The 25,279-nt window shown below is 70.7% G+C and carries 27 protein-coding genes; 17 read left to right on the forward strand and 10 right to left on the reverse strand.

Translation table 11 applies throughout. The features are described from left to right. Nucleotides 1-2: 2 nt before the first annotated feature. Complete coding sequence (locus CACI_RS28785) at nt 3-1,010, reverse strand: NADP-dependent oxidoreductase (protein WP_223297272.1); 1,008 nt, start codon at nt 1,008-1,010, stop codon at nt 3-5. Between the two features lie 111 nt (nt 1,011-1,121). Between CACI_RS28785 and CACI_RS28790 the strand changes: the two genes are divergently transcribed. Next, nucleotides 1,122-1,790: a TetR/AcrR family transcriptional regulator gene (locus tag CACI_RS28790; protein WP_015794398.1), complete on the forward strand. Its 669-nt coding sequence runs from the start codon at nt 1,122-1,124 to the stop codon at nt 1,788-1,790. A 34-nt stretch (nt 1,791-1,824) separates the two neighbouring features. Here the strand turns inward: CACI_RS28790 and CACI_RS28795 are convergent, their stop codons facing one another. Together CACI_RS28795 and CACI_RS28800 are read right to left on the reverse strand one after the other, a co-directional pair. Continuing rightward, nucleotides 1,825-2,658: a thymidylate synthase gene (locus CACI_RS28795; protein WP_015794399.1), complete on the reverse strand. Its 834-nt coding sequence runs from the start codon at nt 2,656-2,658 to the stop codon at nt 1,825-1,827. Nucleotides 2,659-2,708: 50 nt separating this feature from the next. Beyond that, nucleotides 2,709-3,575 (reverse strand): class I SAM-dependent methyltransferase, encoded by an 867-nt coding sequence (locus tag CACI_RS28800; RefSeq protein ID WP_041540517.1) that lies wholly within the window; start codon nt 3,573-3,575, stop codon nt 2,709-2,711. 47 nt (nt 3,576-3,622) lie between these two features. On the opposite strand from CACI_RS28800, the gene CACI_RS28805 reads away from it, so the two are divergent. After that, nucleotides 3,623-4,204, forward strand: coding sequence for a helix-turn-helix transcriptional regulator (locus CACI_RS28805; protein WP_015794401.1), 582 nt, complete (start codon nt 3,623-3,625; stop codon nt 4,202-4,204). A gap of 119 nt (nt 4,205-4,323) precedes the next feature. Here CACI_RS28805 and CACI_RS28810 read toward each other — a convergent pair whose 3' ends face one another. Both CACI_RS28810 and CACI_RS28815 read right to left on the reverse strand, forming a co-directional pair. Continuing rightward, nucleotides 4,324-4,959 carry a GOLPH3/VPS74 family protein gene (locus CACI_RS28810; protein ID WP_190276646.1) on the reverse strand — a complete coding sequence of 212 codons (636 nt, stop codon included), beginning with the start codon at nt 4,957-4,959 and terminating at the stop codon, nt 4,324-4,326. A 313-nt stretch (nt 4,960-5,272) separates the two neighbouring features. Further along, nucleotides 5,273-5,662 carry an ArsR/SmtB family transcription factor gene (locus tag CACI_RS28815; RefSeq protein WP_015794403.1) on the reverse strand — a complete coding sequence of 130 codons (390 nt, stop codon included), beginning with the start codon at nt 5,660-5,662 and terminating at the stop codon, nt 5,273-5,275. 235 nt (nt 5,663-5,897) lie between these two features. Between CACI_RS28815 and CACI_RS51520 the strand changes: the two genes are divergently transcribed. Together CACI_RS51520 and CACI_RS28820 are read left to right on the forward strand one after the other, a co-directional pair. Next, nucleotides 5,898-6,041 carry a hypothetical protein gene (locus CACI_RS51520; protein WP_015794404.1) on the forward strand — a complete coding sequence of 48 codons (144 nt, stop codon included), beginning with the start codon at nt 5,898-5,900 and terminating at the stop codon, nt 6,039-6,041. A 52-nt stretch (nt 6,042-6,093) separates the two neighbouring features. Beyond that, nucleotides 6,094-6,711, forward strand: a complete 618-nt coding sequence (locus CACI_RS28820; RefSeq protein ID WP_015794405.1) for an RraA family protein — start codon at nt 6,094-6,096, stop codon at nt 6,709-6,711. A gap of 30 nt (nt 6,712-6,741) precedes the next feature. Here CACI_RS28820 and CACI_RS28825 read toward each other — a convergent pair whose 3' ends face one another. Next, nucleotides 6,742-7,218, reverse strand: a complete 477-nt coding sequence (locus CACI_RS28825) for a hypothetical protein (RefSeq protein WP_015794406.1) — start codon at nt 7,216-7,218, stop codon at nt 6,742-6,744. Between the two features lie 91 nt (nt 7,219-7,309). Here CACI_RS28825 and CACI_RS28830 point away from each other — a divergent pair, with 91 nt between their 5' ends. Then, nucleotides 7,310-8,401 (forward strand): ATP-dependent DNA ligase, encoded by a 1,092-nt coding sequence (locus CACI_RS28830; protein ID WP_190276647.1) that lies wholly within the window; start codon nt 7,310-7,312, stop codon nt 8,399-8,401. After that, on the forward strand, nt 8,398-9,456 hold the full coding sequence (gene ligD, locus CACI_RS28835; RefSeq protein ID WP_015794408.1) for a non-homologous end-joining DNA ligase: 1,059 nt from the start codon (nt 8,398-8,400) through the stop codon (nt 9,454-9,456). Before CACI_RS28830 ends, ligD begins: the two co-directional genes overlap by 4 nt. On the opposite strand, the gene CACI_RS28840 is transcribed toward ligD, so the two are convergent. Next, complete coding sequence (locus CACI_RS28840; protein WP_015794409.1) at nt 9,451-10,512, reverse strand: DNA polymerase IV; 1,062 nt, start codon at nt 10,510-10,512, stop codon at nt 9,451-9,453. The genes ligD and CACI_RS28840 overlap by 6 nt on opposite strands. A 203-nt stretch (nt 10,513-10,715) precedes the next feature. Continuing rightward, complete coding sequence (locus CACI_RS28845; RefSeq protein ID WP_049871743.1) at nt 10,716-11,129, reverse strand: winged helix-turn-helix transcriptional regulator; 414 nt, start codon at nt 11,127-11,129, stop codon at nt 10,716-10,718. A gap of 203 nt (nt 11,130-11,332) precedes the next feature. Between CACI_RS28845 and CACI_RS28850 the strand changes: the two genes are divergently transcribed. From CACI_RS28850 to CACI_RS28895, 10 genes are all read left to right on the forward strand, one after another. After that, nucleotides 11,333-12,244 carry an NmrA family NAD(P)-binding protein gene (locus CACI_RS28850; protein ID WP_015794411.1) on the forward strand — a complete coding sequence of 304 codons (912 nt, stop codon included), beginning with the start codon at nt 11,333-11,335 and terminating at the stop codon, nt 12,242-12,244. A gap of 309 nt (nt 12,245-12,553) precedes the next feature. Then, nucleotides 12,554-13,855, forward strand: coding sequence for a radical SAM protein (locus CACI_RS28855; protein WP_015794412.1), 1,302 nt, complete (start codon nt 12,554-12,556; stop codon nt 13,853-13,855). A 164-nt stretch (nt 13,856-14,019) separates the two neighbouring features. Beyond that, entirely contained in the window at nt 14,020-15,792 is a 1,773-nt protein-coding gene (locus CACI_RS28860; protein WP_015794413.1) for a penicillin-binding transpeptidase domain-containing protein, read from the forward strand. Between the two features lie 129 nt (nt 15,793-15,921). Next, on the forward strand, nt 15,922-16,719 hold the full coding sequence (locus CACI_RS28865; RefSeq protein ID WP_049871744.1) for an AfsR/SARP family transcriptional regulator: 798 nt from the start codon (nt 15,922-15,924) through the stop codon (nt 16,717-16,719). A gap of 190 nt (nt 16,720-16,909) precedes the next feature. Beyond that, nucleotides 16,910-17,116 carry a hypothetical protein gene (locus tag CACI_RS28870; RefSeq protein ID WP_015794415.1) on the forward strand — a complete coding sequence of 69 codons (207 nt, stop codon included), beginning with the start codon at nt 16,910-16,912 and terminating at the stop codon, nt 17,114-17,116. A 94-nt stretch (nt 17,117-17,210) separates the two neighbouring features. Then, entirely contained in the window at nt 17,211-17,738 is a 528-nt protein-coding gene (locus CACI_RS28875) for a MauE/DoxX family redox-associated membrane protein (RefSeq protein WP_015794416.1), read from the forward strand. Nucleotides 17,739-17,763: 25 nt separating this feature from the next. Continuing rightward, complete coding sequence (locus tag CACI_RS28880; protein ID WP_015794417.1) at nt 17,764-18,270, forward strand: hypothetical protein; 507 nt, start codon at nt 17,764-17,766, stop codon at nt 18,268-18,270. Further along, nucleotides 18,267-20,168 carry an ABC transporter ATP-binding protein gene (locus tag CACI_RS28885; RefSeq protein ID WP_015794418.1) on the forward strand — a complete coding sequence of 634 codons (1,902 nt, stop codon included), beginning with the start codon at nt 18,267-18,269 and terminating at the stop codon, nt 20,166-20,168. Before CACI_RS28880 ends, CACI_RS28885 begins: the two co-directional genes overlap by 4 nt. After that, the gene (lepB, locus tag CACI_RS28890; protein ID WP_015794419.1) at nt 20,165-20,602 is read left to right on the forward strand and encodes a signal peptidase I; all 438 of its coding nucleotides are present in this window, start codon (nt 20,165-20,167) and stop codon (nt 20,600-20,602) included. Before CACI_RS28885 ends, lepB begins: the two co-directional genes overlap by 4 nt. Before the next feature lie 19 nt (nt 20,603-20,621). Further along, entirely contained in the window at nt 20,622-23,459 is a 2,838-nt protein-coding gene (locus tag CACI_RS28895) for an AfsR/SARP family transcriptional regulator (protein ID WP_041540522.1), read from the forward strand. A gap of 13 nt (nt 23,460-23,472) precedes the next feature. Here CACI_RS28895 and CACI_RS28900 read toward each other — a convergent pair whose 3' ends face one another. Further along, nucleotides 23,473-23,868, reverse strand: a complete 396-nt coding sequence (locus CACI_RS28900) for a hypothetical protein (RefSeq protein WP_015794421.1) — start codon at nt 23,866-23,868, stop codon at nt 23,473-23,475. Beyond that, nucleotides 23,865-24,299, reverse strand: a complete 435-nt coding sequence (locus CACI_RS52885) for a MarR family winged helix-turn-helix transcriptional regulator (RefSeq protein ID WP_015794422.1) — start codon at nt 24,297-24,299, stop codon at nt 23,865-23,867. Before CACI_RS52885 ends, CACI_RS28900 begins: the two co-directional genes overlap by 4 nt. Before the next feature lie 174 nt (nt 24,300-24,473). On the opposite strand from CACI_RS52885, the gene CACI_RS52890 reads away from it, so the two are divergent. Further along, complete coding sequence (locus tag CACI_RS52890; RefSeq protein ID WP_015794423.1) at nt 24,474-25,265, forward strand: alpha/beta fold hydrolase; 792 nt, start codon at nt 24,474-24,476, stop codon at nt 25,263-25,265. Nucleotides 25,266-25,279 lie beyond the last annotated feature (14 nt).

Genomic DNA, 25,279 nt, shown 5'->3' on the forward strand with positions numbered 1-25,279 from the left:
CACTACATACCAACAACCACGACCCGCTTGCCCAACGTGTGCTCCCGCAAGAAATCGGCACACGCCTGCGGACCCTCCTCCAAGCTGTACCGCCGAGCGATCGTCGCACGCAGTTCGCCCCGCGCCCCGGCCTCTCCGACCTCCCTCATGGAAGCCAGTTCCCCGTCCATGTCGAGGATGAAGCGCACCTCGACATCGTCACGCCCGATCATCTCCGCCGTGGTGATCGGGAACGTGATCGTCACGAGTCTGCCACCGGCACGCAGCGCCGCCGCGACTCCCGCCAAACGATCCCCCGGCAGCACGACGTTGATCGCCACGTCCACATCCCCGACCGGATAGTCAGCCTGCTGATACCCGATGACCTCCTTCGCACCGAGCCCGCGAACCACCTCGGCGTCCGCATCCGTCGCCGTGGCGATCACATGCGCCCCCGCAGCCGCGAGCAACGGAAGCACAGCCGTACCCACGCCGCCGGTCGCCCCGACTACCAAGACCCGCTCCCCCGCCCGGACGTCCGCCGCCCGAACCGTCGCCAGCGCAGCCTGGCCGGCGGTAGCCAACGCAGCCGCATCAGGGGCAGCCAAGCCCGCAGGACGGTGCGCGATAAGCGGCGTGTCCGCCTCGACGACGGCGTACTGAGCCATCGCGCCGGTACCCACCGACGGACGCGTCCCAGCCATCGCACGCAGCACCCGGGGAACCGCCGTCCCGAACACCTCGTCTCCGACCGCGTAAGCGCTGACGCCCTCACCGATCTCGGTCACTGTCCCGGCGAAGTCGACGCCGGGAATGTAAGGGAACTGCGCCTCCACCACCCCGCGGAACTCCCCGCCGGGCAGCCGCACGTCGGCCGGGTTGACGGAGGCGGCGGCGATCCGCACCCGCATCTGTCCGAGCCCGGGACGCGGGACGGGCACCTCGGCGACCGCGTACCGCTCCGGCGGGCCGTAGTCGGCGGCGACGACGGCCTTCATCGATTCCTGCCGGCTTTCCACTGTCTGGTTCACAACCACTCCCTGGTCCACAACCCCTCCAAAAAACGGACCGGGCGGTCAGCTTCCGCCCGCCAGGAGGCTAGCGATAAGCGGACCGGGCGGTCAACTTGTTAGGCTGCGGCGGTGACCATCCCCGCGACGAACTCCGCGACGAACTCCGCGACGAATCCCCCGACGAACCCCCCGCCGAACGCCGCGACACCGGCCCGCCCGCTGCGCGCCGACGCCGCGCGCAACCGCGCGCTGCTGCTCGCGGCGGCCGCCGACGAGTTCGCCGAGCACGGGATGGAGGCCTCGGTCGCGGACATCGCGCGCCGAGCGGGCGTCGGCAAGGGGACGGTGTTCCGACACTTCCCGACCAAAGACGACCTGATCGCCGCCATCGTCCTGGACCGTGTCGAGGACCTGCGCACGATCGGCGAACGCCTGCTCACCGCAGAGGATCCGGGCGCGGCGCTGCTGGAGTTCCTCATCGCCGCCGGCCATCAGCGGCAGCAGCGGGACCTGTCGTTCCTGGTGACCGCCGGGGAGCTGAAACCCGAAGCACAGCAAGCCCAAGCAGCGCTGTTCGGCACCATCGAGGATCTGGTCACCCGGGCCCGGGAGCACGGCGCGGTCCGTGCCGACGTCACCGGTACCGACGTCTTCCTGCTGATGTGCGCGCCGAACTACGTCAGCGGCTACGTCCCGAACGCCGACCCGGACCTGTGGCGCCGCTACCTGGCGATCATCTTCGACGGGCTGCGGCCCGAAGGCGCGCACGCATTGCCGCAGCCCGCTCCGACGCTCTGAACTGAACTACTTTCTGGTCACCGACCCGCCCGAATCACACCGCCACCGGCGCCTTGATCGCCGGATGCGGGTCGTATCCGAGCACTGCGATGTCCTCGTAGCTGTAGTCGAACAGCGAATCCGCCGGCTTGAGCTCCAACGTCGGGAACAGCCGCGCCTCGCGCGTGAGCAGCAGCCGCGCCTGCTCGACGTGGTTGTCGTAAATGTGGATGTCGCCGCCGGTCCAGACCAGGTCGCCGACGGCCAGACCGGTCTGCGCGGCGATCATGTGGGTGAGCAGTGCGTAGGAGGCGATGTTGAACGGCACGCCCAGGAACATGTCCGCGCTGCGCTGGTAGAGCTGGCAGGACAATGCGCCGTCGGCCACATAGAACTGGAAGAAGGCGTGGCACGGCGGCAGCGCCATGTTCGTCAGCTCCCCGACGTTCCACGCGGACACCACGATCCGCCGCGAGTCCGGGTCCGTGCGCAGCAGCCGCAGCACCTCGGCGATCTGGTCGACGTGCCGGCCGTCCGGCGTCGGCCAGGAGCGCCACTGCACGCCGTACACCGGCCCGAGGTCCCCCTCCGCGTCGGCCCACTCGTCCCAGATCGACACGCCGTGCTCCTGCAGCCAGCGCACGTTGCCCTCGCCGCGCAGGAACCACAGCAGCTCATAGGCGACCGACTTGAAGTGGACCTTCTTGGTCGTGATGAGCGGGAATCCGTCCTGCAGGCGGTAGCGCAGCTGATGTCCGAACAGCGACCGGGTCCCGACGCCGGTGCGGTCGGCCTTGACCGTGCCGGAGGTCAGGACGCGCTGGAGCAGGTCTTCGTACTGCGTGTCGGGCTTCGTTTCGGGATGCGTGTCGAGGTGCGTGGCAGGCATGCGTGCACGCTATCGCGTGCAGCGGCGCGAACCTCGCACGACGCGGACGGCTACGAGCGCTGGGCTGCCCACGCGGTCCGCACGCTGCGCACCGCCAAGTCGCCGCGCCGCAGCACGGACTCCTCATTCTCCGGATCCAGCAAGCGGTCCATGGCGGCGAGGTCCTCAGGCGACAACTGTTCGGCGAGACGGTTGCGCATGCCGCTCATGACGCGGTGCGCGTAGCGGTTGGCAGCCGGCGGTGCGGGACGCACGTCGATGTCGAAGACCTGCTCCTCGGCGACCGTGAAGCCGGCGCGCTCCAGATGGCTGGTCCAGTTCGGCCAGGAGTTCCAGCCGTTGCCGTCGGCGATGGCACGGCAGCGCTGTTCCAGACCGGGATACACGCCCTCGGGCAGGAAGCGCGGCATCGCGTCCATCTCGACGACCACCAGCAGCCCGCCGGGATTCAGCGCCGCGTGGACGTCGGCGAGGACCCGGTCGGGGTCGGCGACGTGGTGCAGCGAGGAGGCGGCCCAGGCGAGGTCGGCGGTGCCGATCGCGGGCCAGCCGGCGTCGAGATCTGCCTGGACGGTGCGCAGGCGTCCGGCGACGCCGCGCGAGGCGGCGGCGCTCTGGAGGCGGTCGAGCATGGTCGGCGACTGGTCGATCGCGATCACCTCGGCAGCCTCGAAGCGGCGGGCCAGCGCGAACGTGCCGCTTCCGGTGCCCGCACCGATGTCGACGATCGTGTGGGGCGCGGTTTTGGTGTGGCTGCGGGCCCACGCGGTCAGCTCGTCGAGGTAGGCGCCGACCACCTCGGCGTCGAGGTCGAGGACGTCGGCCATGGACGTGTCGGAGGCGTGGTCGGCAGCGCTGGCATGGTCGGCATCGTGGCTGTGGTGGGCACCGGCGGCGGCATGGTGGGCGTGATCCATGCGTCCAGCTTAAGCGCGATCTGCGCCTGGGGCATATCATCTTGCCCATGACGCAAGAACCGGACATGGACGCCCTGGTCCGCCGCCGCATCCGCACCCTGCGCCTGGCCCGCGGCTGGACCCTGGACTCCCTGGCGTCGCGCTGCGACCTGAGCCCGTCCAACCTCAGCCGCATCGAGACCGGCCAGCGCCGCATCGCCCTGGACCAGCTGGTCCCGATCGCGCGCGCCCTGGGCACCACGCTCGACCAGCTGGTCGAGCCCGGCGACGACACCGGCGTGGTGATCCGCCCCGAGCCGGTCCAGACCCCGGGCATGACCACCTGGCTGCTGTCGAATGAGCGCTCCCCGAACGGCGCCACGGTCGCCAAAATGCGCATCACCGCCGAGCGCCCCGCGGGCCCGGAGCACCTGCGCGTCCACCCCGGCCGCGACTGGTTCACGGTCCTGTCCGGTACCGCCGAACTCCACCTCGGCGATCGCGTCATCCTGGTTCAGGCCGGCAACGCCGCGGAGTTCACCACCATGACGCCGCACCTGATCGCCGCGCACGGCTCCGCCGTGGAGATCCTGACGATCCTCGACCACGACGGCGAGCGTGCACACCGGCACGATTGCGAGGCGCCGTAAGGCTTTGGCGCGATCGCGTGTCTGCCTGACCGTGTCTATGCGATGACTACGCGATCGTGGCGGCGCGACCATGTCAGCCCGATCATCTCAGCGCGACGGCGACCGGCTGCGTTTCCGGCTCAGAACGTGGCGCCGCCGGTTCCATCGCGATTGACCATGTCGGAGACCGCCGTACCGATCGCGTCGATGGCGTCGCGCACGTCCGGCGCCAGCCCGTCCTCCTCGGTCAGCCGCGCCAAGCGCCGCCGCGCCGATCGGCCGCGCAGCCCCGGATACAGGTACTCGTCCAGGCCGCAGGCGTGCACGATGCTGCCCAGCGCGCGGTCGCTGTGCGAGGCGACGTTCTCGATCCGGGTGTGCACATAGGCGCTGCGCTCCATGTCCACGAGGACCAGCCGGGTGCGCATCCGGCCGCCGTCCCCCCGACGCTCGACCCGGATCACCCCCCGGTCGGCCAGCAGCCCCACGTACTGGTGCAGCACCGCGGGTTCGGTGGGCCGCTCGGCGAACCAGACCTGCAACCGGGGCGCGGAGCCCTCGGCGTGCAGCGTGGCCAGCGCGCGGTCCACCAGCGGATGGCCGATCGGGCGCGGGTCGGTGACCGTGATCCGGCCGTCGGCCACCGCCACGCGGCGCGCCAGGCTCAGGTCGAGCGCCTCGGCCCCCCTTAACGCTGTTCCCATGTGCTCGGCGGCTTGCACGCGTCCGTCGCGCGGATTGATCGCGAGTAGGAGTAGATCGTCCCCGATTGTCACAGGCCCGAGCATAAGGGCGCTTACTCTGCGGGTGAAAGACACCCTCAACTGCGAACCCTTACATCAGAGCCCGAAGGAACTCCCTCGAACACCTCACACCCGATGCCCTACCCAGCCGAGGCGGGCTCTACCCATGAACCGGGCTGTCAGCTGGTTCATCTGAACCTGACCTTCGTGTACCGCGACAGTACACAGCGGTCGAACAGGGCCGATGCGGAATCCACGGCACGTGGCCGAAATCGCGGTCGCGGCCATGCTGCCCGCCATCGCCCGCCATCGCGGGAGACGGGCCGGGCACCTCGCGACCGCGCGATCACCTGCCGGCGGCAGCCGATTTCCGGAGGGCGGGGACCGATTCGCCGGCCATCTCGGCGTGGTGGTCCAGCATCTGCCGGACGATCGCGACGACGTGCGGGTCGTCGACGACGTACACCTGGCGGCGGCCCTCGCGCCGGGCGCTGACCAGACCGGCCAGCTTCAGCTTGGCCAGGTGCTGGCTCACCGCGGCGACGTTGCTGCCGGTCGCCTCAGCCAGTGCGGTCACGTCCTGCTCCGCGCGGGCCAGCAGCCACACGATGTGCAGCCGCGTGGTCGCCGCCAGCATGCCGAAGGTGGCAGCCGCGTCCTGGAGGAGGCGTGGGCTGGGAGCCCGTTCGCCGAGAACGGCGGCGTCCTCGGAAGCGGACTCTTGGGTGCGGCGCATGTCACCTCCTCGCATCTCGTCCGGGCCGCGGTCCGGGGTACCGGGCCGTGCGGATTCCTCGATCCATTGTGCCCGACCCACGGAATTCACTCAACCGCTTGCGCAATCGCTTGACTGGCTCGTGGCCCGCTGGTGACCGGCTCGTGAGAACGCGGCACATCGCTGCCGCGTAAGGCGCGTATTCGCAGCCAGAGCGGCTATGGGCATATCAGGACACCGACGAAGAGGACCCTTGATGCTCGCCGCTCTGCCCCGCACGACCGACGCGCATCCGGGCCTCGGCGCCGTCATCTATCTCGCGATCGTCATGACCGTGGTCGGCGGCACGGTGATCGCCGCGCGCCGCAACCGCGGGCGGCGCCGTCCGCCGCGCCGGTGAGGCACGCCGGTGCGCCGCGCTGTCCGGCCGCGTCGCCTACCATCACGGGATCATGGACACCTTTGCCGACGTACCCACCACCGCCCTGGCCGACGTGCTCACCCGCGAGAACGTCATGGACACCGATATCCGGCCGCTGACCGGGGCGCCGGGGCGCCTGGCCGGCCCGGCGTTCACCGTGCGCTGCCCGCCCGGGGACAACCTCATGGTCCACGCCGCGATCTACCGCGCCGAGCCCGGTTCGGTCATCGTCGTGGACACCGGCGGCGACGTGGACTACGCGGTGGCCGGCGGGAACGTGATGGCGGTCGCGCAGCGCCGGGGCATCGCCGGATTCGTCGTGGACGGCGTGATCCGCGACCTGGCCGAGGCGCGGGAAGCCGGCTTCCCGGTGTTCGCCCGCGGCGTCATCCCGATCCCCGGCGCCAAGGCGGTCGTCAAGCGGCACAACATCACGGTGCGGTGCGGAGGCGTGATGGTGCACCCCGGCGACATCGTGGTCGCCGACGAGGAGGGCATCGTCGTCGTTCCCGTGGCTCGCAAAGAAGAGGTGTTCGCGGCGGCGCGCGCCAAGCTGGCCAAGGACGAGGCCGAGAGCCTGGAGGACTGGGAGCGCGCGCACCGGGTGCGGATCGACAAGCTGCTCGCCGAGGGTGGGTTCGAGGGCTGATTTATTCGAGGACTGATTCAGTAGAGCTTGTCAGCGTCGCCGCCCGGTCCCCGGCGCCTCGCTGAAATCCCTCACCGTCGCGAAGGAATCCACCACCAGCCGCAGCACCGCCAAGACCGCTGCGGCATCGCCGCGCTCCGCCGGCGGCTCGAGCGCCTCCAGCGGAATCGCGCTGCCGGCGTGCACGACCAGCGCCTCGGCGGCTTCGGGCCAGAAGCCGAAGCCGGTCGCCGTCGTCTCCTCGGTCCTGGAGTCGCGGTGCGAGTAGGCGCCGGATATGCGGCCCGGCTCCGGCTTGCGGATCGCGCCCGCCGCGTCCGCGAGCTCGACCATCGCGGTTCCGCCGTAGGACCAGCGCTCCCCGGCCGCGTGCGACTCAGCCCATTGCTCCGCCTCCGGGGCGAGCGCGAAGTGCCAGCCGTGCGTCCGCTGCTCGAACTCGCGGGTCGCGGTCTGCCGGCGGCGGGCGCTCTCGGCGTAGAAGTTCTGGAGCTGCTCGTTGTCCATCGCCCGATGGTAAGCCGCGCCGCCGACGGCGGCGCCGCCCGTTCGCACCCGCCGGAGTGCCGATGCCGGATCGGCGTCTTACGGTCGAGAAGTGGATCTACCGGTCATGCCGCCGGTCCGGCCGATGCTGGCGACCGCCGTGCGAGACGTCCCCCGCTCCCCCGGGCTGGCCTACGAGCCGAAGTGGGACGGGTTCCGCTGCGTGGTGTTCCGCGACGGCGCCGAGGTCGAGCTGGGCTCGCGCAACGACCGGCCGCTGACCAGGTACTTCCCGGAGCTGGTCGAGCTGCTGCTGGCCGCGTTGCCGCAGCGGTGCGTCGTGGACGGGGAGATCGTCGTCGTCACCGACGACGGTCTGGACTTCGACACGCTCCAGAACCGCCTGCATCCGGCTGCCTCCCGGGTCCGGAAGCTCGCGGTCGAGACGCCGGCCAGCTTCGTCGCCTTCGATCTGCTGGCGCTCGGCGACCGCGACCTGAGCGGCGAGCCCTTCGGCGAGCGCCGCCGCGTGCTCGCCGAGGCGCTGGAGGGCAGCAGCGGCGACACCGGGAACAGCAGGGTGATCCTGACTCCCTTCACCGAGGACCCCGACACGGCGCAGGACTGGTTCACCCGCTTCGAGGGCGCGGGTTTCGACGGCGTCATGGCCAAGCCGCTGGCTCTTCCGTATGAGCAGAACAAGCGGGTCATGTTCAAGGTGAAGCACGAGCGGACCGCAGACTGCGTCGTGGCGGGGTTCCGTTGGCACAAGGACGGCGAGGGCGTCGGCTCGCTGCTGCTGGGTCTGTTCGATGATGAAGGCGTCTTGCACCACGTCGGCGTGGCCAGCAGTTTCACCGCCGCTCGGCGTCGTGAGCTGGTCGGTGAGCTGGCTCCGCTGCGCGAGAACACCCTGGACGACCATCCCTGGCGCGGCTGGGCTGAAGCGCAGGAGCAGGCCGGCGGCCGCATGCCTGGCGCCCGCAGCCGGTGGTCCGCCGACAAGGACTTGGCGTGGGAGCCTTTGCGGCCCGAGCTTGTCGCCGAGGTCCGGTACGAGCATCTGTTGTCCGGCCGGTTCCGGCACGGCGGGCGGCTGGTGCGCTTCCGCCCGGACCGCACGCCGGAGTCGTGCACGTATGCCCAGCTGGAGCAGGTAGCGCCGGCTGAGCTGGCCGAGGTGTTCGGGACGGCCGGGTCATGAGCGGGGAGACCATCCTGGCCGTCGACGGCACCGAGGTCGCGGTGTCGCATCCGGAGAAGGTGTATTTCAGCAAGCGCGGCGAGACCAAGATGGATCTGGTCGAGTACTACCTCGCGGTCTCCGGGCCGATCATGAACACGCTGAAGGACCGGCCGCTGCTGATGGAGCGGTATCCGAACGGCGCGGGCGGCAAGTCGTGGTTTCAGAAGCGCGTGCCGAAGACGACGCCGCCGTGGCTGAAGACCATGGAGGTGTCCACGCCGAACGGGACGACCAGCGACGCGTTGGTCGCGGCGGACATGGCGCACATCGTGTGGGGCGTGAACCTGGGCTGCTTGGGTTTTCACGTCTGGCCGATCCGCGCTTCCGATCCGGATATCACCGACGAGCTGCGTATCGATCTGGATCCCTCGCCGGGCGTCGGGTATCCGGAGGTGCGGCAGGCCGCCGTGCTGACGCGGGAGTTGTTGGCCGAGCTGGGCATCGAGGCGTTCGTGAAGACCTCGGGCTCGCGCGGGCTGCACATCTACGTCAGCCTTCAGCATCGCTGGGACGGCTACGAGGTGCGCGCGGCGGCGGTCGCGCTGGCGCGGGAGATGGAGCGGCGGTATCCGGAGCAGATCACGGCACAGTGGTGGAAGGAGGAGCGGGGTGCGCGGGTGTTCGTGGACTTCAACCAGAACGCGCCACACAAGACGGTGTTCGGTGCGTGGTGCGTGCGGCCGCGCGTCGGTGCGCAGGTGTCGACGCCGATCTTCTGGGACGAACTGATGACGATCGTGCCCGACGAGCTGACCATCGCCACGGTCCCGGCCCGGGTCGCCGAGCGCGGCGATCCGTGGGCGGAGTACAACGCGCGGCCGCAGTCGCTGGAGCTGCTGCTGGCGATGTCGGAGCGGGACATGGCGAACGGCTTGATGGACGCGCCCTGGCCGCCGGTGTATCCCAAGCAGCCGAACGAGCCGCCGCGGGTGGCGCCTAGTCGGGCTCGGCATGATGCTGATGCTGATGCCGCCGACTCTGCTGGCTCGGCTGACTCAGCCGAGGCTTCATAACACTGTATCGGCCACGGTTCCCGCGTCTGTCTCGACGAACTCCACCCGCACCCCCAGCAACCGCACCGGCCGGTCCAGCTCCAGCAGCTCGAACACCTCCAACGCCGCACGCTCGATCTCCTCGGCGTCGGAGGACGGAGCCGGCAGCGTGATGCTCCGGGTCTTGGTGACGAAGGGCGCGTACCTGATCTTCAGCCCGACGCGCGCCGCCGGCCGTGCTTCGTCCGCGACGTCTTGGGCCACCTGGCGTGCCAGCTGACGCACGTGCTCCGCCAGTTCGGCGGGCTCGGCGATGTCCTGCTGAAAGGTGGTCTCGCGGCTGCGGCCCTTGGCGACGTGCGGCGTGCCGGTCACCTCGGCGTCTCCCGCGCCCTGCGCCAGGAGCCAGAAGTACGGTCCCATCTTCGGCCCGAACTGGTCGGCGAGCACCGCGCGATCAGCGCGCGCCAGCTCGGCAACGGTGTGCAGACCAAGCGCGGCGAGCTTCTTACTGGTCCGCGACCCGATGCCCCACAACGCGTCGGTGGGACGATCGCCCATCACCGCCGCCCAGCTCTCCCGCGTCAGCCGATGCACGCCGGCCGGCTTGGCGAACCCGGTGGCAGTCTTGGCCCGCAGCTTGTTGTCGCCGATCCCCACGGAGCAAGACAACCCGGTCTCGCCGAGCACAGCTTCGCGAATGTCGGCAGCCAACGCCTCGGGGTCGTCGGTCCGCGCCCCGACGAACGCCTCATCCCACCCCATCACCTCGACCACGACCGGAAACTCCCGCAACGTGGCCATGACCCGCTCCGAGACCGCCTCATACGCGGCCCGATCAGCCGGCAGAAAGACGCACTCGGGACACTTCTTCGCAGCAGTCCGCATCGGCATCCCGGAATGAACGCCGAACTCCCGCGCCTCGTACGACGCCGTCGCCACCACACCCCGCCGCGTCGGATCCCCCGCACCGCCGACCACCACCGGCCGACCCCGCAGCTCCGGCCGCCGCGCGACCTCGACAGCGGCGATGAACTGGTCGAGGTCGACGTGCAACACCCAGTCGGTGGCGGACACAGGTCCAGTATGGAGGGGTATCGGCGGGAACGCCCGGTCGACGCAGGGCCGGGGATGGCTCGAACTCAGCTGTGCAGCAGGTGCGGCGCAAGCTCGGGCTCACCATCGGTCGGCGCGGCTCAGGCGCAGCATCGGCGCGGCACAGTTCAGCGCACCCACGGCATCAGCTCAGCCCCGCCCCCGCCCCCGCCCCGATGATCCGCCTACAGTTCCCCGGGATGGTCCAGATCGAACCGCAGGCGTGCGACCGCGACCGCCTCTTTGTGCCAGCGTGACCAGTCGGCGAGGTCCGCTACCGCCCGGGCGAAGCTCTCGCCCATGGGGGTGAGGCGGTAGTCGGTTTGGGGCGGGATGGTGGGGTAGACCGTGCGCTCGACCATGCCGTCGCGGATGAGGCGCTTGGTGGTGACCGTGAGCATGCGCTGGGAGATGCCGGGGATGGCCGCCTTCAGTGCGCCGAAGCGTCGGGTGCCTTTGGCCAGTTCCACGATGACCAGGACTGACCAGCGGTCGCCGAGGCGGTCCTGGACGTCGCGGATGCCGCAGTCGTCGTCGCCGCAGGGGCCGTGTTCGTCGGTCTGCGTTGTGGGCAGGGCCCAGCTGTTCACGTCCGTCACGGTTTTCAGGACGCGGGGGCGCGCGGGGCTATTCCGGGGTGAGAGGTGGGTCACATGCGTTGCCGTGCGCGGTGGCGCTGCCCGGAGGGTTACCGCGGTGTGCCCGGGTGATTCGAAAGTGCCTTCTTATGGGATCGAGCCGCCGGGCGGAGGCTGATCTGTGTCCGCTTCGGACCTCATCAGTTCTCTTATGGAGGTTTGTGATGATTCTCGTGACCGGTGCGTCCGGCAGCCTCGGCGGCCTGATCGTGAAGGGCCTGTCAGAGTTCAGTGACATTCGCACGGTCGCCGGGACCCGCACCGGCGACGGTGTCACCGCCCGACGCGTCGACTTCGACGACCCCGAGTCCCTGCCCGCCGCGTTCGAAGGCGCGGACGTCCTGCTCGTGGTCTCAGCCGGGTACGCCGAGGACGACGTCGTCTACGCCCGCCACGCCGCCGTGGCCGACGCGGCGGCCACCGCCGGTGTCAGGCATCTGATCTACACGAGCCTCGCGGCGTCGGGCGAGTCGATGACCATCGCCCTGCCGCACCGCTGGAGCGAGGACCGCTTCGCCGCCGGACCCTTCACCACGACCGTGCTGCGCAACGGCCTCTACGGCGAGGTCCCCATCGGCCTCGCGACGGCCAGTGTGGCGGAGGCGGCAGCGACGGGGATCTTTGCGGCATCCTTCGGCGAGCATCGACTGTCCGTCGTGGCCAAGCAGGATCTCGCCGACGCCGCAGTCCGCGTAGCCGCCGAGTCGGACCGCGACCTGGTAAAAGGCCAGCCGCGGAGCCGCCACGCCGACCGCATATACGAACTCGAAGGCGACACCGCGATCGGCGGACCAGAGATCGCGCAGATCCTCGGCGAAGTCCTCGGACGCCCGATCGCCTACCGCCCCGCATCACTCACCGAGACCCGCGCTGCCCTGGACGCCAGCAGCCTCGAGCCGTACCAGATCGCACACACGCTCTCGCTGTTCTCGAACGTGATCGCGGGACGCGCCGAAGCCACGCGTTCAGATCTGCCGCACCTGCTGGAGACAGCACCGCGACCGGTACTCACAGGCATCGCAGAGGCGGTCGCAGAAGCGGTAGCGAAGACCATCCCAGCCGAACGCCCAGCTTGAGCAAGCTCAACGCGCCGCCGCCCGACGGCCGCCGCGCCCCCGCCGACCAATCCCGCCGCCCTGATCGCCGGGTCCGCGCGGGATCGACACCGAATATGCACAACTGTCGTTCCCGCCCTTGACCCCACCGACGGCAGCCGACGCGCATCCACCCCCTGACACCCCCGCCGGCCAGCACTTTCGCCGACTGCAGCGCTCTCGGGGAGACACAGGTCACCCCTCGGCAGCTGAACCCCCCACTTTCAGTGCCGACTTGTAACCCATGAGATATTCAAGACCTTATCCGGAATAGCGGAAGCGAGGTCCACGATGGACGCTGTCACAGCGGACGGGGCGACGACACGCGAGCTGGAACGCATGATGGCGGAGTTCCCGGATCTGCCGCCCGAGGCCATCGTCAAGCAGGACATACTGCGGCAGGGCCTCGCGTTCAGCCCGGATGCGTTGCGCGTGGCCAGCGGCTACAAGCCCAAGGACTACTTCATCTTCACCTTCGACCTGGTGCCGGTGGCCGAGATGGCCAAGCACGCGCAGTTCCGGGCGCCGGAGGAGATCCGGATGACCGGCGGCCCGTACGACCTGCGGCGGACCGTGGTGTCGACGCGGGTGGCGCCGGACAGCCCTTATGTGGTCGAGCTGCGGGAGGGCAAGCTCGCACTGAACTGCGAGGGGGTGTTCCTGGCCGAGTTGGAGTTCCCGCCGATCCCCGGCTACTACGAGCACACGCTGTCCTCGGGCAAGAAGATCAGCGAGATCGCCCCGGCCATCGAGTGGGGCTACCTGGTCTACCTCACGGTGTACCGGCTGTGCCAGTACTGGGGGCGGGACGAGGAGTGCCGTTTCTGCGACCTCAATGAGAACTTCCGCCAGCAGCGCGCCAACGGCCGGGAGTACACGGCGGTGAAGGAGCTCGACGACATCGTCGAGGCGATGTCGCTGATCAACAAGTACGACGACGTGACCCGGGCCTACACCGTCACCGGCGGCTCGATCACCAAGAAGCTGGACGGCATGCGCGAGGGCGAGTTCTACGCGCGCTTCGCCGAGGCCATCGAGTCCCGCTTCGCCGGCCGCTGGATCCCCAAGGCGGTGGTGCAGGCGCTGCCGCTGGACGAGGTCAAGATGCTCTTCGAGGCCGGCTACCGCATCTACCACCCGAACTACGAGGTGTGGGACGCCGACCTGTTCAGCTGGATCTGCCCCGGCAAGGACCGCTACGTCGGCCGGGACGAGTGGGTCAAGCGCATCCTGGACTCCGCGGACATCTTCGGCCCGAGCAACGTCATCCCGAACTTCGTCGGCGGCGTGGAGATGGCCGAGCCGCACGGCTTCACCGACATCGACAAGGCGATCGCCTCCACGGCCGAGGGCCTGGACTTCTTCATGAGCCACGGTGTGATGCCCCGCTTCACCACCTGGTGCCCGGAGCCGACCAGCAACCTGGGCCGGCAGACGGGCCCGTCGCTGGAGTACTTCGTGAAGCTGCTGTACGCCTGGCGCGAGACCTTCGAGAAGTACTCGCTGCCGGTGCCTCCCGGCTACGGCAGCCCCGGTCCCGGGAACGCCGAATTCTCGGTGAGCGCGTTCATGGACGTCATCCGCACCAGTTGAGGTACCCCGTCCCGGCGGCGGCGGACCGAACCGCCGCCGGACCATTCTGACTTTGACAAGTCGAACAAAGGAACGCCCTGAGGTCATCCGGAAATCCCCGACGGTGTAATTTGGCCGCTACCGCCTTTGTGCGGAACAGCTGACGCACTTGGGGAGTGGGATTTATGACGGGGCGAGGAATCACTGCTGCACGGACGACGGCCGGCGGCTTGGTGGCGGCGGCCCTGCTCGCCACCAGCGCGTGCGGCGGCGGATCCTCGCATCCGTCGACCGGTTCGGGCCAGAAGGCCGGCGCGGGCGCGACCACCAGTTCCTCGCCGCAAGCCACCCCGCAGAGCGTGGCGCAGGCGTTCCTGACCGCGTGGAGCGGCGGCGACTTCGCCGGCGCCGCGGCGCTCACCGACGACGCGACCGACGCCTCGACCCGGCTCAAGGCCGTCATGGGCTCGCTGACCCCGCAGAAGCTGACGCTGACCCTCGGATCGCAGGAGAACGTGCCGTCCGGTGCGAACACCGCCTCGCCGGCGCAGTCCAGCTCCGGCGCGCCGAGTTCCCCGGCGTCCTCGGCCTCCGGCTCGGCGGCCGCGCCGTCGCCGGCCGCCGCGCCGCTGGCCCGGTACGGCTTCAAGGTCGACGCCGACTTCGGCAACAACCTGGTCTGGAGCTACTCCTCGACGATGGACCTGGTGGCGAACCCGGCCGGCGCGCCGGTGGTGCACTGGTCCTCGGCGGTCATCAACCCCCAGCTCGGCGGGTCCGCGCTGCTCAAGGCCGTGCCGCCGAAGCAGATCGTGGTGGACGCCGCGGGGACCCAGATCAACACCACGAAGCACCCGACGCTGGGACCGGCGGTCGCCGCGCTGGCCGCCCACGTCCCGCCGAACACCGCGCCGACGCAGCTCACCGTCGAGTTCGTCGATCCCAAGTCCGGCAGCCAGCTCCCGCAGTCGGCGAGCTGGCCGCTGGGTGCCGCCACCGGGACGACCGCGACGGTCAAGACCACGATCGACGACAAGGTGCAGACCGCGCTGGAGAAGGCTCTGGTCGGCCACCCCAACGGCGGGATCGTCGCGATCCGGCCCTCGACCGGCGACATCCTCGGCATGGCGGGCAACGACCCGGGCATCACGGCCCTGCCGTACAAGGCCGCCCGCGCCCCGGGGTCCACGTTCAAGGTGATCACCACCGCCCTGGCGCTCCAGCAGGGCCTGACCACCGGCCAGTCGGTGAACTGCAGCCCCACCGCGACCGTCGAGGGCAAGGTCATCACCAACGACACGAGTCTGGCCGCGGGCATCAAGAACGCCAGCTTGAAGGACGCCTTCGAGCAGTCCTGCAACACCGCCTTCGTCCACCTGGCGCTGGACGGCAAGCTCGGCAGCGACTACAGCGCGCTGTCGAACGAGGCGAAGAACTACTTCGGCATGAACCAGAAGTGGGACCTGGGCATGGGCCCGGCCACCTACGGCACCGCCGGCGACCAGCAGGTCCCGCCGGCGGACGGCCTGGGCACGTTCGCCCGCGACGCCTTCGGCCAGGGCGACATCGAGATGTCCCCGCTGACCATGGCCTCGGTCGCCGCGACCGTGGCCAACGGCAGCTTCAAGCAGCCGATCCTGGTCGCCGGCACCCCGCAGATCAGCGCCACCGCGCTGCCGGCGAACGTCGACTCCCAGCTCACGACCCTGATGCAGGGCGTCATGTACTCCAGCGAGGGCACCGCCTACCCGGTGTTCCACACCATGTCGGGCCTGGGCGGCAAGACCGGCTCGGCGGAGTCGAACGACACCCCGACGACGAAGAAGACCGACAGCTGGATGATCGTGTTCGACAAGAAGCACGACATCGCCTTCGGCGCCCTGGTGCTCAACGGCGGCTTCGGCGTCCAGAACGCCGGGCCGGCCATCAAGACCGCGCTGGGGAACCTCGGCTACTAGCCCGGTGTCCTGACTCAGGGCCCTGTCCCGCCGCCGACGAGGTCCGTCGGCGGCGGGATTCTCCTTTTCCTTCCCCGGCGCCATCGCGGCGAAGTCGCCGCGCAAGCGGGCTCCGCGACGCTGAGCCGCGTGGTGATCGACATCGCAGTGCTGGGAACCGTCCAAACCGTCGTGAGATCCGGCCTTCGCACCACCCCGGTCGGACTGTCGTACCTGGAAAGAAGCCTGATGGCCACGCTGGCCTGCACGCCGGGCCGGGTGGTCTCGGTCGGGCGTCTGGTGGAGGTGCTCTGGGAGGACGCGCCGCCGACCGGTGCGCGCACCCGGGTCCAAGGGCTCGTCTCGTCCCTGCGCAAACGCCTGGCCGCGGCCGGCGGCCAGAGCGGCACGCTGGCCACGGACCCGGGCGGCGGCTATCTGTTGCGCGTCGCGCCGGGCTGCGTCGACGCCGAGCGTTTCCGTTCTCTGATTCACCAAGCCTCGGCGCAGACCGAGCGCGGCACCCCCGGCTGCGCCGCCTCGACGTGGCAGAGCGCGCTGGCGCTGTGGCGGGGTCCGGCGTTCGACGGTTTGCGCTCCTACCTGCTGCAAGCCGAGGCGCTGCGTCTGGAGGAGATGCGGATGACCGCGCTGGAGCACTGCCTCAGCGCCGATCTGCACGCCGGACGGCACGAGCACGCCATCCCCGAGCTGAGCCGACTCAGTGCCCTGCATCCGGGCCGGGAACGGTTGGTCGGTCAGCTGATGATCGCGCTGAACGCCGTCGACCGGCACGCCGAAGCTCTCGGTGCCTACCGCGCCTTGCAGCTGTATCTGCGGGAGCAGTACGGCACCAGTCCCGGCCCGCGACTGCGGCGGATCCACGAGCTGATGCTGCGCGCCCCGGTCGGCGACGGCGAACTGCTGGCGGCTCTGACAACGGCGTGAGGCACCGAAGGACGTGACCGCCGTAGCGATTCGCTGCGGACTCGCAGCGCAATCGCAGTGGGTTCGCAGTGGGTTCGCAGTGGGTTCGCAGTGGGTTCGCAGTGGGTTCGCAGTGACTTCGCAGCGGTTCCGCAGCGCGAGTGAGAACACTGACAATGTCCAGTTCACTCCCTCATGGAAGGACTCCTTCATGACCAAGCTCATCAGCGCGTTCGGCGACAAGCTGCTGTCCCGCGCACTCCGCACCGAGACCGCGGGCGCCTGCGTTCCCGAGCACGGCCAGTCCTGCGGCGGCCACTGCTCCGGCGGCTGGTGGTGGGAGTGCTCCGGCTCCTACTTCGACTGCAACGGCAACTGCGTCTGTCCGACCAACTGGCGGCACGTCGGCGCCTGCTGACCGCGCTGAATCCCCCGCGCGGGCGGCACCAGGGGCGACTTCGCCGCCCTGCCGTGCCGTCCGCGCACCCGACCATCGCAAGGAGGCCGCACCAGTGAGCTACGTGGATCCGGCTTGTCGCGGCCTGCTCGCGGCGGTGTTCCTGGTGGCCGTGGTGGGCAAGGTCCGCTCTCGCGCCGCCTTCTCCGCCTTCGCCGCGTCGCTCGCCGATGTCAGGCTTCTGCCGGTCCGGCTGCGCCGCGCGGCGGCGGTCGGGGTGACGGCTGCCGAAGCCGTCGCAGCCGTCCTGCTGCTCACTCCCCTCGCTGAGGCGGCAGTCGCCGGCTTCGCCCTGGCGTTCGCCCTGCTCGCGGTGTTCGCCGCCGGCGTGGCGCTGGCGCTGCGCCGCGGGGAGGCGATCCGCTGCCTGTGCTTCGGCTCCGACGCCGGCGCGATGGACCGCTCGCACGTCGTGCGCAACGCCGTCCTGGCCGCGGTGGCGCTGACCGGCCTCATCAGTTCCCTGACGTCGACCGCGGCCGCCGCGCCCGCCGGACTCATCGGCGCGGCCGGAGCCGGGGTCGCTCTCGGAGCGCTGGCGACCCGCTGGGACGACCTGCGCTACCTGCTGTCGCACTCATAAGGATCCCCGGAACCTAAGGACCACCATGCTCGCCGTGCTCACCGCCGTCGTCGCCGTCCTCGTCCCGCTCACCGCCGTCAACCTGATCATGCTGTTCGCCGTGATCCGGCGGCTGCGGGAGGCCGAGTCGCGGCAGGCGCCGCCGAACGTCGCACTGCCCGCCGCCGGAACCCGGATCGGCGCCGACGCCGCACCGCTGCTCGCCGATAAGAAGTTCGCCGCCTGCGTCCTAGTGGGCTGCGAGCCTTGCGCCCAACAGATCGAGGCGCTGCGCACCGACACCCGCTTCGCCCCGGAGGACATCGTGTTCTTCGTCTTCGGCGGCGACGATCCGGCCACCACGGCCGACCTCGCCGCGTCGGTGTCCGGTCTCGGCACGGTCGTGCAGACCGCGGTCGGCGGCGCGATCGCCGCCTCGCTCGGCGGCATCACCAGCTTCCCGACGCTGCTGCGCACCGACGGCGAGCAGATCCTGGCCGCCGAACGGTCCTGGAGCGCCCTCGCGACGGCCGGTGCGGTGTCAGCCCATTGAGTACCCGGGCCGCCCCGGCCGCGCTGGCGCTGAGTTGGCGCGCGGCGCCGCTGGCCTCGGTGGCGTCGCTGGCCGTCACGCTCGCCCTCGGGGTGCTGCCGGCCACGACCGCCTGGACCAGCAAGCTCCTGCTGGACGAGCTGGCCCGGGGGCACACGGTGCGCGTCGGCCGTGCGTCCTGGCTGGTCGCCGCCGGAGCCGCCCTCGCCGCGGCGATGACGATCCTGACGCTTGTCAGTACTCAGCTATCCCGGCGCGTCCAACGCGCCATCACGTTGCGCACGCAGGACCAGCTCTACGAGCGGGTCAACGCCATCGCCGGTCTGCGCTCCTTCGAGGACCCGGTCTTCCAGGACCGGCTGCGCCTTGCCGAGCAGGGAGCGCAAGGCGCGCCGGGCGCGATCACCAAGCTGCTGACCGAGACCGTCCGCAACGCCATCGTCATCCTGGGGTATCTGGGAACCCTGATGGTGCTGTGGCCGCCGATGGCCGGCTTTCTGGCGCTCGCGGCGGTCCCGGCCTTCCTCGCGCAGCGCGAGCTGGCCCGGCGGCGCGCCGGGACGACCGAGAAGATGATGGAGACGGCGCGCAAACGGTACTTCTACCAGGCGTTGCTGACCGACGCCGCCTCGGCGAAAGAGGTCCGGCTGTTCGGGCTCGGCGGGTTCTTCCACGGCCGGCTGCTGGCGATGCTGCGCGCCACGACGGACGCGGATCTGGCGGTCGAGGCGTATGCGGCCCGGGTCCAGGGTCTGCTGGGCTTGCTCACGGCAGCGGTCGCGGCTGTCGCCGGGATCGTCGTGGTCCACGGGATCGCCGACGGCCGCGTCTCCCTCGGCGGGTTCATGCTGTTCACGGTGGCGGTCGGCGGGGTGCAGAGCGCGGTGTCGGCGATCACCACGCAGGCTTCGACCAGCGGACAGTACCTGCGCTTGTTCCGCAGCTGGCGCGACCTCGTCGACGCCCCGGCGGACCTGCCGTCCGGGACGACTCCGGCTCCGGCGCTGCGGCACGGCGTCGAACTGCGCGACGTCTGGTTCCGCTACCAGGACGACGGACCGTGGGTCCTGCGGGGAGTCAACCTTCTGATTCCCGCCGGTCAGGCGGTCGGACTGGTCGGTCTCAACGGCGCGGGCAAGAGCACGCTGGTGAAGCTGTTGTGCCGCTTCTACGCCCCCGAGCGCGGCCAGATCCTGTGGGACGGCGTGGACGTCGCAGAGTTCGACATCGCCTCGCTGCGCCGCCGGATCGGCGCCACGTTCCAAGACTTCTGCCGCTACGACGCCACCGCGGCGGAGAACGTCGGTCTCGGCGACCTGGACCGGATCGGAGACCTGGCGGCGATCCGGCAGGCGGCCGCGGACGCCGGGATCGACGCCAAGCTCGCCGGGTTGCGCGACGGCTACGCCACCTTCCTGTCGCGCGTGTTCCGCGACGCGGAGTTGAAGGCCGGCACCGCGCTCTCCGGCGGCCAGTGGCAGCGGGTCGCCATCGCCCGCTCGCTGATGCGCCGGGACGCGGACCTGCTGATCCTCGACGAACCCGGCTCCGGCCTGGATCCGGAGGCCGAGCACGAGGTGCACCTGGCGCTGAGCCGGCATCGCGCGGGGCGTACCAGCCTGCTGATCTCGCACCGCCTCAGCACGCTGCGAGACGCCGACCTCATCGTCGTGCTGCGCGAGGGACGCGTGGTCGAGCAGGGCGGCCATACCGAGCTGATGGCGGCGCAGACCGACTACGCGCGGCTGTTCCTCACTCAGGCCGCCGGATACCGCGACACGCCGGAGCCGGTGTCAGCGCCATCGCCATCGCCGACATCCGAGCCGCCGTCCGAGCCGAGATCCGAGCCGACGCCGGATCCGGAGCCGTTCCATGCGGCGATCGGTTCGGCGTCATGAGCAGATCCGGACACGCGGCACTCGTCGCGGCTGCCGGGATGGCCCTCGCGGCGGCGCTGATCGCCCGGCGGAGGTTCACCGTCGTCGTGGTGGCCGGGGCGAGCATGAATCCGACGTACCAGGACGGCGACCGGCTGCTCGTGCGGCGCGGCGGGCAACGGCCGGAGCGCAGGGCGGTCGTGGTGTTCCGGACGCCGCCGCAGATCGGCGCCACCGAGCTGCGCTGGCTCGTGAAGCGGGTCGTGGCCGTGCCGGGCGATCCCGTCCCGCGGGATGTGCGGCGTGCCGCCGGCGGCGCGGCCGTGGTGCCGCCGGGGCGGCTGGTCGTGCGCGGCGACAACCCGCACAGCGTCGACTCCCGGCGCTTCGGCTTCGTGGCGGCGGCGGATGTCCTGGGAGTGGCCGCGAAGCGGCTAGATCACTTAGAGAGATGAATTCTGATACGTTCCGCGCGTGTACTTCGGCGTACTCGGGACCATGGTGGTACGCGCCTCGGACACCGATCCGATCGCCATCCCCGCCGCCTTGCAGCGCGGCGTGCTGGCGATCCTGCTCTCGCGCGCGAACCTGGTCGTCTCCCGCGACGAACTGGCCGAAACCCTGTGGGACGGCCAGAATCCCGGCACGGCGCGGACCACGCTGGCCGCGTACGTCTCGCGGCTGCGGCGCGTCCTGGGCCCGGACGCCGGCCGGCGGATCGGCACCCGGCCGCCGGGATACGTGATCGAGATCGACGCCGAGGAGTACGACTGCGCCCGCGCCGGGGATCTGCACGCCCGGGCGCGCGCGGCGGCCGAGCGCGGTGATTGGGCGGCGGTGCAGGGCCTGGCCGCCGACGGGCTGCGGCTGTGGCGCGGGACGCCGTACCAGGACGTGCCGGTGCCGCGGCTGCACCGGGAGGACGCCGCCGCGCTGGACGCGGTGCGGGTGCAGCTGACCGAGCTGACCGTGGAAGCGGATCTGCGGCTGGGGCGCGGCGACAGCGCCATCAGTACCCTGATGCGGCTGACCGAGCAGGAGCCGCTGCGGGAGAGCTTCTCCGAGAAACTGATGATGGCGTTGGCCGCGCAGGGCAGACGCGCCGAAGCCCTCGCCGTGTTCCACCGGGCGCGCAAGGTGCTCCGCGAGAATCTGGGTATTGATCCGGGACCGGATCTGGCTCGCGCGCATCACGACGTGCTGGCGGCTTCCGGCGGGGACCGCCCGGCGTCGGCGGCGGCGTCGGCAGCAGCAGCGTCGGCAACGGGATCGGCGGCGGCCTCACCGGAGCGGATCCGAGTCCGCGGACCGCGACAGCTCCCGCCGGCCGCCCGGCACTTCACCGGCCGGGAAGCGGAGCTGGCGGCGATGGACGAGGCCGCGGCGTCCGGCGAGGTGCTGGTCGTCAGCGGCCTGGCCGGCGTCGGCAAGACCGCGCTGACCACGCACTGGGCCCACCAAGCCGCGCCGCGCTACCCCGACGGCCAGGTGTTCGTCGGGCTGCACGGTTTCGACCCGCACAGCGTGCCGATGACCGCGCACACCGCGTGTTCGATCCTGCTGGAGTCCCTGGGTCTGGCCACCTCGGAGATCCCCGCCGATCCCGACGCGCGCACGGCGCTGTACCGGACGGTCGTCGCCGGCCGGCGGCTGCTCCTGGTGCTGGACGACGCGTGGGACGCCGCGCAGATCAGACCACTGATTCCGGGTACGGCCGGCAGCCAGGTCGTGGTGACCAGCCGCAACCGGCTCGCCGGGCTGGTCGCCGCCGACGGCGCGCGGCCGATCCTGCTGGCGCCGCTGGACAACGGCCGCTCGATGGAGTTGCTCGCGCGGCGCTCGGGAATCCGGCCGCGCCCTGACGAGCCGGCCGACACCGCCGCCGCCGAGGCGCTGGCTGCGGCATGCGCCGGATTGCCGCTGGCGCTGACGATCGCGGCAGCCCGGCTTCAGCTGGACCCGGACCTGTCCTGGTCGGCGCTCACCGAGCGGCTGCACGACCGCCGCGGCGCGCTGTCGACGCTGGACGTCGGGGAGGCCAGCGGGAGCCTGCGTGCCGTGTTCTCGATGTCCTATCAGCGGTTGAGCCGATCGGCAGCGGCGTTGTTCCGACTGCTCGGCATCCATCCGGGCCCTGACATCGCCATGGCCGCGGCCGTGTCGTTGGCGGGCAGCGCCGACACCTCGAGCACCGAGCAGGCGCTCGAGGAACTCCTGAGCGCCAGCCTGCTGCACCGGCACGCCGGCCGGTTCCGGTTCCACGATCTGGTCCGTGCCTACGCCGCCGAAACAGCACTCGAAGACTCCCCCGAGGTACGCACCGCCGCGCGTGTGCGCATCCACGACCATTGCCTGCGCTCGGCGATCGAGGCCGACCGTATGCTGCGCCCGACGCGCGAACCGCTGAGCCTGCCGGCTCCGGTGCCCGACGTGCGCCCGGAGTCCTTCGCCGACGTCGCCGCAGCCACGGCGTGGTTCCAGGAGGAACGCCAGGTGCTCGCAGCGGTGGTCGCCTTGGCCTCGCGCGAGCAGGACGACGAGTACGCGCACCGCCTGCCGTGGGCTATCAGCACCTACCTGAACCGCCGGGGCGAATGGCCCGCGCTGGCCGAACTCCACCTCCTGGGCGCCGAGGCCGCCGACCGCACCGGCGACCCCCGAGCCCGGGCGCGCACGCACACCGACGCCTCCAGCTTCCTGCTCCAGATCCTCTCCTTCGACGAGGCGCGGCGGCATCTGGAACTGTCGATGGCGCTGTGGCAGGAACTCGGCGACCTGCGCGGGGCATGGCTGTCCGAGCACAACATGGGCCACCTGTGCCACAAGGAGGGCCGGCACGCCGAAGCCGCCGAGCACGCACGCCGCGCGCTGGAGCACGCCCGCGCCCGCGGCTGGGCACCGGACGTCGCGCTGGCCCTGTCCACCGCCGCGTGGAGTCTGACCCACTGCGACGACCACGCCGGGGCGCTGCTGTTGGCCGCCGAGGCGATCGAGCTGGACCGGTGCGCCGGGGACCGCAACGGCGAGGCGCACGCGTACGACACCGTAGGGCTGGCGTCGTTCCGCCTCGGCCGGTATCCCGAGGCCCTGGCCGCGTATCACAAGGCATTGCGGTTGTTCGAGGACCTCGGCGACATACGGTTCCGGGGCAGGGTCCTGATGCGCATCGGCCAGGTGCGGCGGGAAAGCGGGGAGACTGCGGCGGCGCACAGCGCCTGGAGCCAGGCGTTGAAGCTTTTCGAGCAGGTCGGGGCGCCGGAGTCCGACGAGCTCCGGGAGATGCTGGACGGGCTGGACGGTTCGGACTCCTGAGCTCGCGCGCGTCTCAGCTCTCGACCATCCACGGGAACGGCTCCCGGTCCGGCTCCACCCAACCGCCGCGCGCCTCCGCCGAGGCCAGCACCGCCGAGGAGTAGAAACGGGACAGCAATCGCTTGTCCAGCAAGGCGGGGTTCGCCTCGGCGAAGCCGCCGAAGTCGTCGATCGGGTGCTCGGCGACGTGGTAGCCGACCGCCTCGACCCACGCGCGGCTGACGGTCGCGTGGTACTTCTGCGGCGCTCCGGCATAGCGGGCGGTCTGGCGTATGCCGTCGCTCACCACGCTGACGGCCTCCTCGATGCCGTAGTGCCGGACGGCGAGCCAGGTCAGGTGGACGTGCTGCCGGTGGCCGAAGCGCTGGTCTCCGGCGGTGACTTCGGCGAACAGTGTCTGGAATGTCATCGCGAGGCCTCCGTCAGGGCGCGCAGGACTTCGTGGAACGCCGCGACCTTCTCAGGACCCAGATCCGCCAGGGCTCGCTGTTCGAGCCCTGCGATCGTGGCGCTGATGGCGTCGGCGGTGCTCTGCCCCGAGGGCGTCAGCTCGATCAGCACCGAGCGACGGTCGCCGGAGCGCACGCCGCGGGTGATCTGGCCGCGCCGCTCCAGGCGGTCCAGGACACCGGTCAGCGTGGTCGGCTTGGTCCCGATCGCCGCGCCGAGTTCGGAGACGGTGCGGCCGCGACCGTCGGCGAGGTTGGCCAGGGCGTTGGTCTCCGACGGCGTGAGGTCCAGGTCCACCAGTTCGGACGCGAGTGTCTGAAGTGTCGCGTGGGTCGCGCGTTGCAGGGCGAGGAGGGCCGAGCCCGCAGATGGTTCGGATACGGTCTTCACGGAATCGGATAATACTGTTCCGTAGTAATCGGCGCCAGCGAATATCCGCCAGCCCGGATGTTTCTCAGATACTGCCTCCGTATGCCTGGCCTCGCAGTGGTATGAAACAGGGATGAGCACTTCGCCCCGGCCGGGCGGGGAGCGAGGGCGGGGCGGGGATTCCGGGAGGCCGCGATGGCGCTGATCGAGACGAGTGACGGCTACACCTTGTGGTACGACGCGGTCGGCCCCTGGGACGCCGCCGGGATCGTCTTCCCGGTCCGGCACCGCGGCGAGTTCGCGGCGCTGGGGACGGCGCTGGCCGAGACCTATCGGGTGGTGCGCTACAAGCCGCGGCGGGTCGTCGGCGAGGTCGAGGACGAGCCGGGTGCGGGAGGTACGTGGCAGGGCCCTGACTTCACCGAGTACCCGACCCAGATGGAGGTCGCGGACCTGCACGCGGTCGCCGACGCCGCCGGGCTCGACGGCTTCGTGCTGGCCGGCTACTCCGGGATGGCAGCCCTGGCCGGCTTCCTGGCTCCGCTCAGCGACCGCACGCGCGGACTGCTGGTCGGCGGCTTCCCGCTGCTGGCGGACTTCGACTACTGGCTCGGCTTCGAGGAGGGCGCGCGCGCCGCGCTGGTCCAGGCGGGCCTGCCGGACAAGGCCGGGGACCACCACATGGGGCACTTGATGTTCCGCCAGTGGGCCGCGCGCGACGCCCGCGACGACCGCGCCGCGCTGGCCGCGCTGCCCGGACCGAAGATCCTGTGGCACGGCAGCCAGGACTGCGAGCCGGAGTGCCGCGCGTTCGACCCCGCCGGCGGCACCGCGATCGGCCGCCACAACCACGCGGACGAACCGGAGCTGCGCGACCTCGGGTTCGAGGTGATCGAGGTGGCCGGGCACGACCACATCGGGGCGCTGGCGCAGATCGACGTGGTGCTGCCGCAGCTGGCGGAGGCTTTGGCGGGGAGTAAGTGGTGAGGGCGGTCGGTATA

It is taken from the genome of Catenulispora acidiphila DSM 44928 (genome assembly GCF_000024025.1).
Classification (GTDB): domain Bacteria; phylum Actinomycetota; class Actinomycetes; order Streptomycetales; family Catenulisporaceae; genus Catenulispora; species Catenulispora acidiphila.

What these genes read in the sequence shown, in the direction of transcription:
- CACI_RS28795 (WP_015794399.1), bottom strand. Translation starts at nt 2,658, where the DNA reads ATGCCTGCCACGCACCTCGACACGCATCCCGAAACGAAGCCCGACACG.
- CACI_RS28800 (WP_041540517.1), bottom strand. Translation starts at nt 3,575, where the DNA reads ATGGATCACGCCCACCATGCCGCCGCCGGTGCCCACCACAGCCACGAT.
- CACI_RS28805 (WP_015794401.1), top strand. Translation starts at nt 3,623, where the DNA reads ATGACGCAAGAACCGGACATGGACGCCCTGGTCCGCCGCCGCATCCGC.
- CACI_RS28815 (WP_015794403.1), bottom strand. Translation starts at nt 5,662, where the DNA reads ATGCGCCGCACCCAAGAGTCCGCTTCCGAGGACGCCGCCGTTCTCGGC.
- CACI_RS51520 (WP_015794404.1), top strand. Translation starts at nt 5,898, where the DNA reads ATGCTCGCCGCTCTGCCCCGCACGACCGACGCGCATCCGGGCCTCGGC.
- CACI_RS28820 (WP_015794405.1), top strand. Translation starts at nt 6,094, where the DNA reads ATGGACACCTTTGCCGACGTACCCACCACCGCCCTGGCCGACGTGCTC.
- CACI_RS28825 (WP_015794406.1), bottom strand. Translation starts at nt 7,218, where the DNA reads ATGGACAACGAGCAGCTCCAGAACTTCTACGCCGAGAGCGCCCGCCGC.
- ligD (WP_015794408.1), top strand. Translation starts at nt 8,398, where the DNA reads ATGAGCGGGGAGACCATCCTGGCCGTCGACGGCACCGAGGTCGCGGTG.
- CACI_RS28850 (WP_015794411.1), top strand. Translation starts at nt 11,333, where the DNA reads ATGATTCTCGTGACCGGTGCGTCCGGCAGCCTCGGCGGCCTGATCGTG.
- CACI_RS28855 (WP_015794412.1), top strand. Translation starts at nt 12,554, where the DNA reads ATGGACGCTGTCACAGCGGACGGGGCGACGACACGCGAGCTGGAACGC.
- CACI_RS28860 (WP_015794413.1), top strand. Translation starts at nt 14,020, where the DNA reads ATGACGGGGCGAGGAATCACTGCTGCACGGACGACGGCCGGCGGCTTG.
- CACI_RS28870 (WP_015794415.1), top strand. Translation starts at nt 16,910, where the DNA reads ATGACCAAGCTCATCAGCGCGTTCGGCGACAAGCTGCTGTCCCGCGCA.
- CACI_RS28880 (WP_015794417.1), top strand. Translation starts at nt 17,764, where the DNA reads ATGCTCGCCGTGCTCACCGCCGTCGTCGCCGTCCTCGTCCCGCTCACC.
- lepB (WP_015794419.1), top strand. Translation starts at nt 20,165, where the DNA reads ATGAGCAGATCCGGACACGCGGCACTCGTCGCGGCTGCCGGGATGGCC.
- CACI_RS28900 (WP_015794421.1), bottom strand. Translation starts at nt 23,868, where the DNA reads ATGACATTCCAGACACTGTTCGCCGAAGTCACCGCCGGAGACCAGCGC.
- CACI_RS52890 (WP_015794423.1), top strand. Translation starts at nt 24,474, where the DNA reads ATGGCGCTGATCGAGACGAGTGACGGCTACACCTTGTGGTACGACGCG.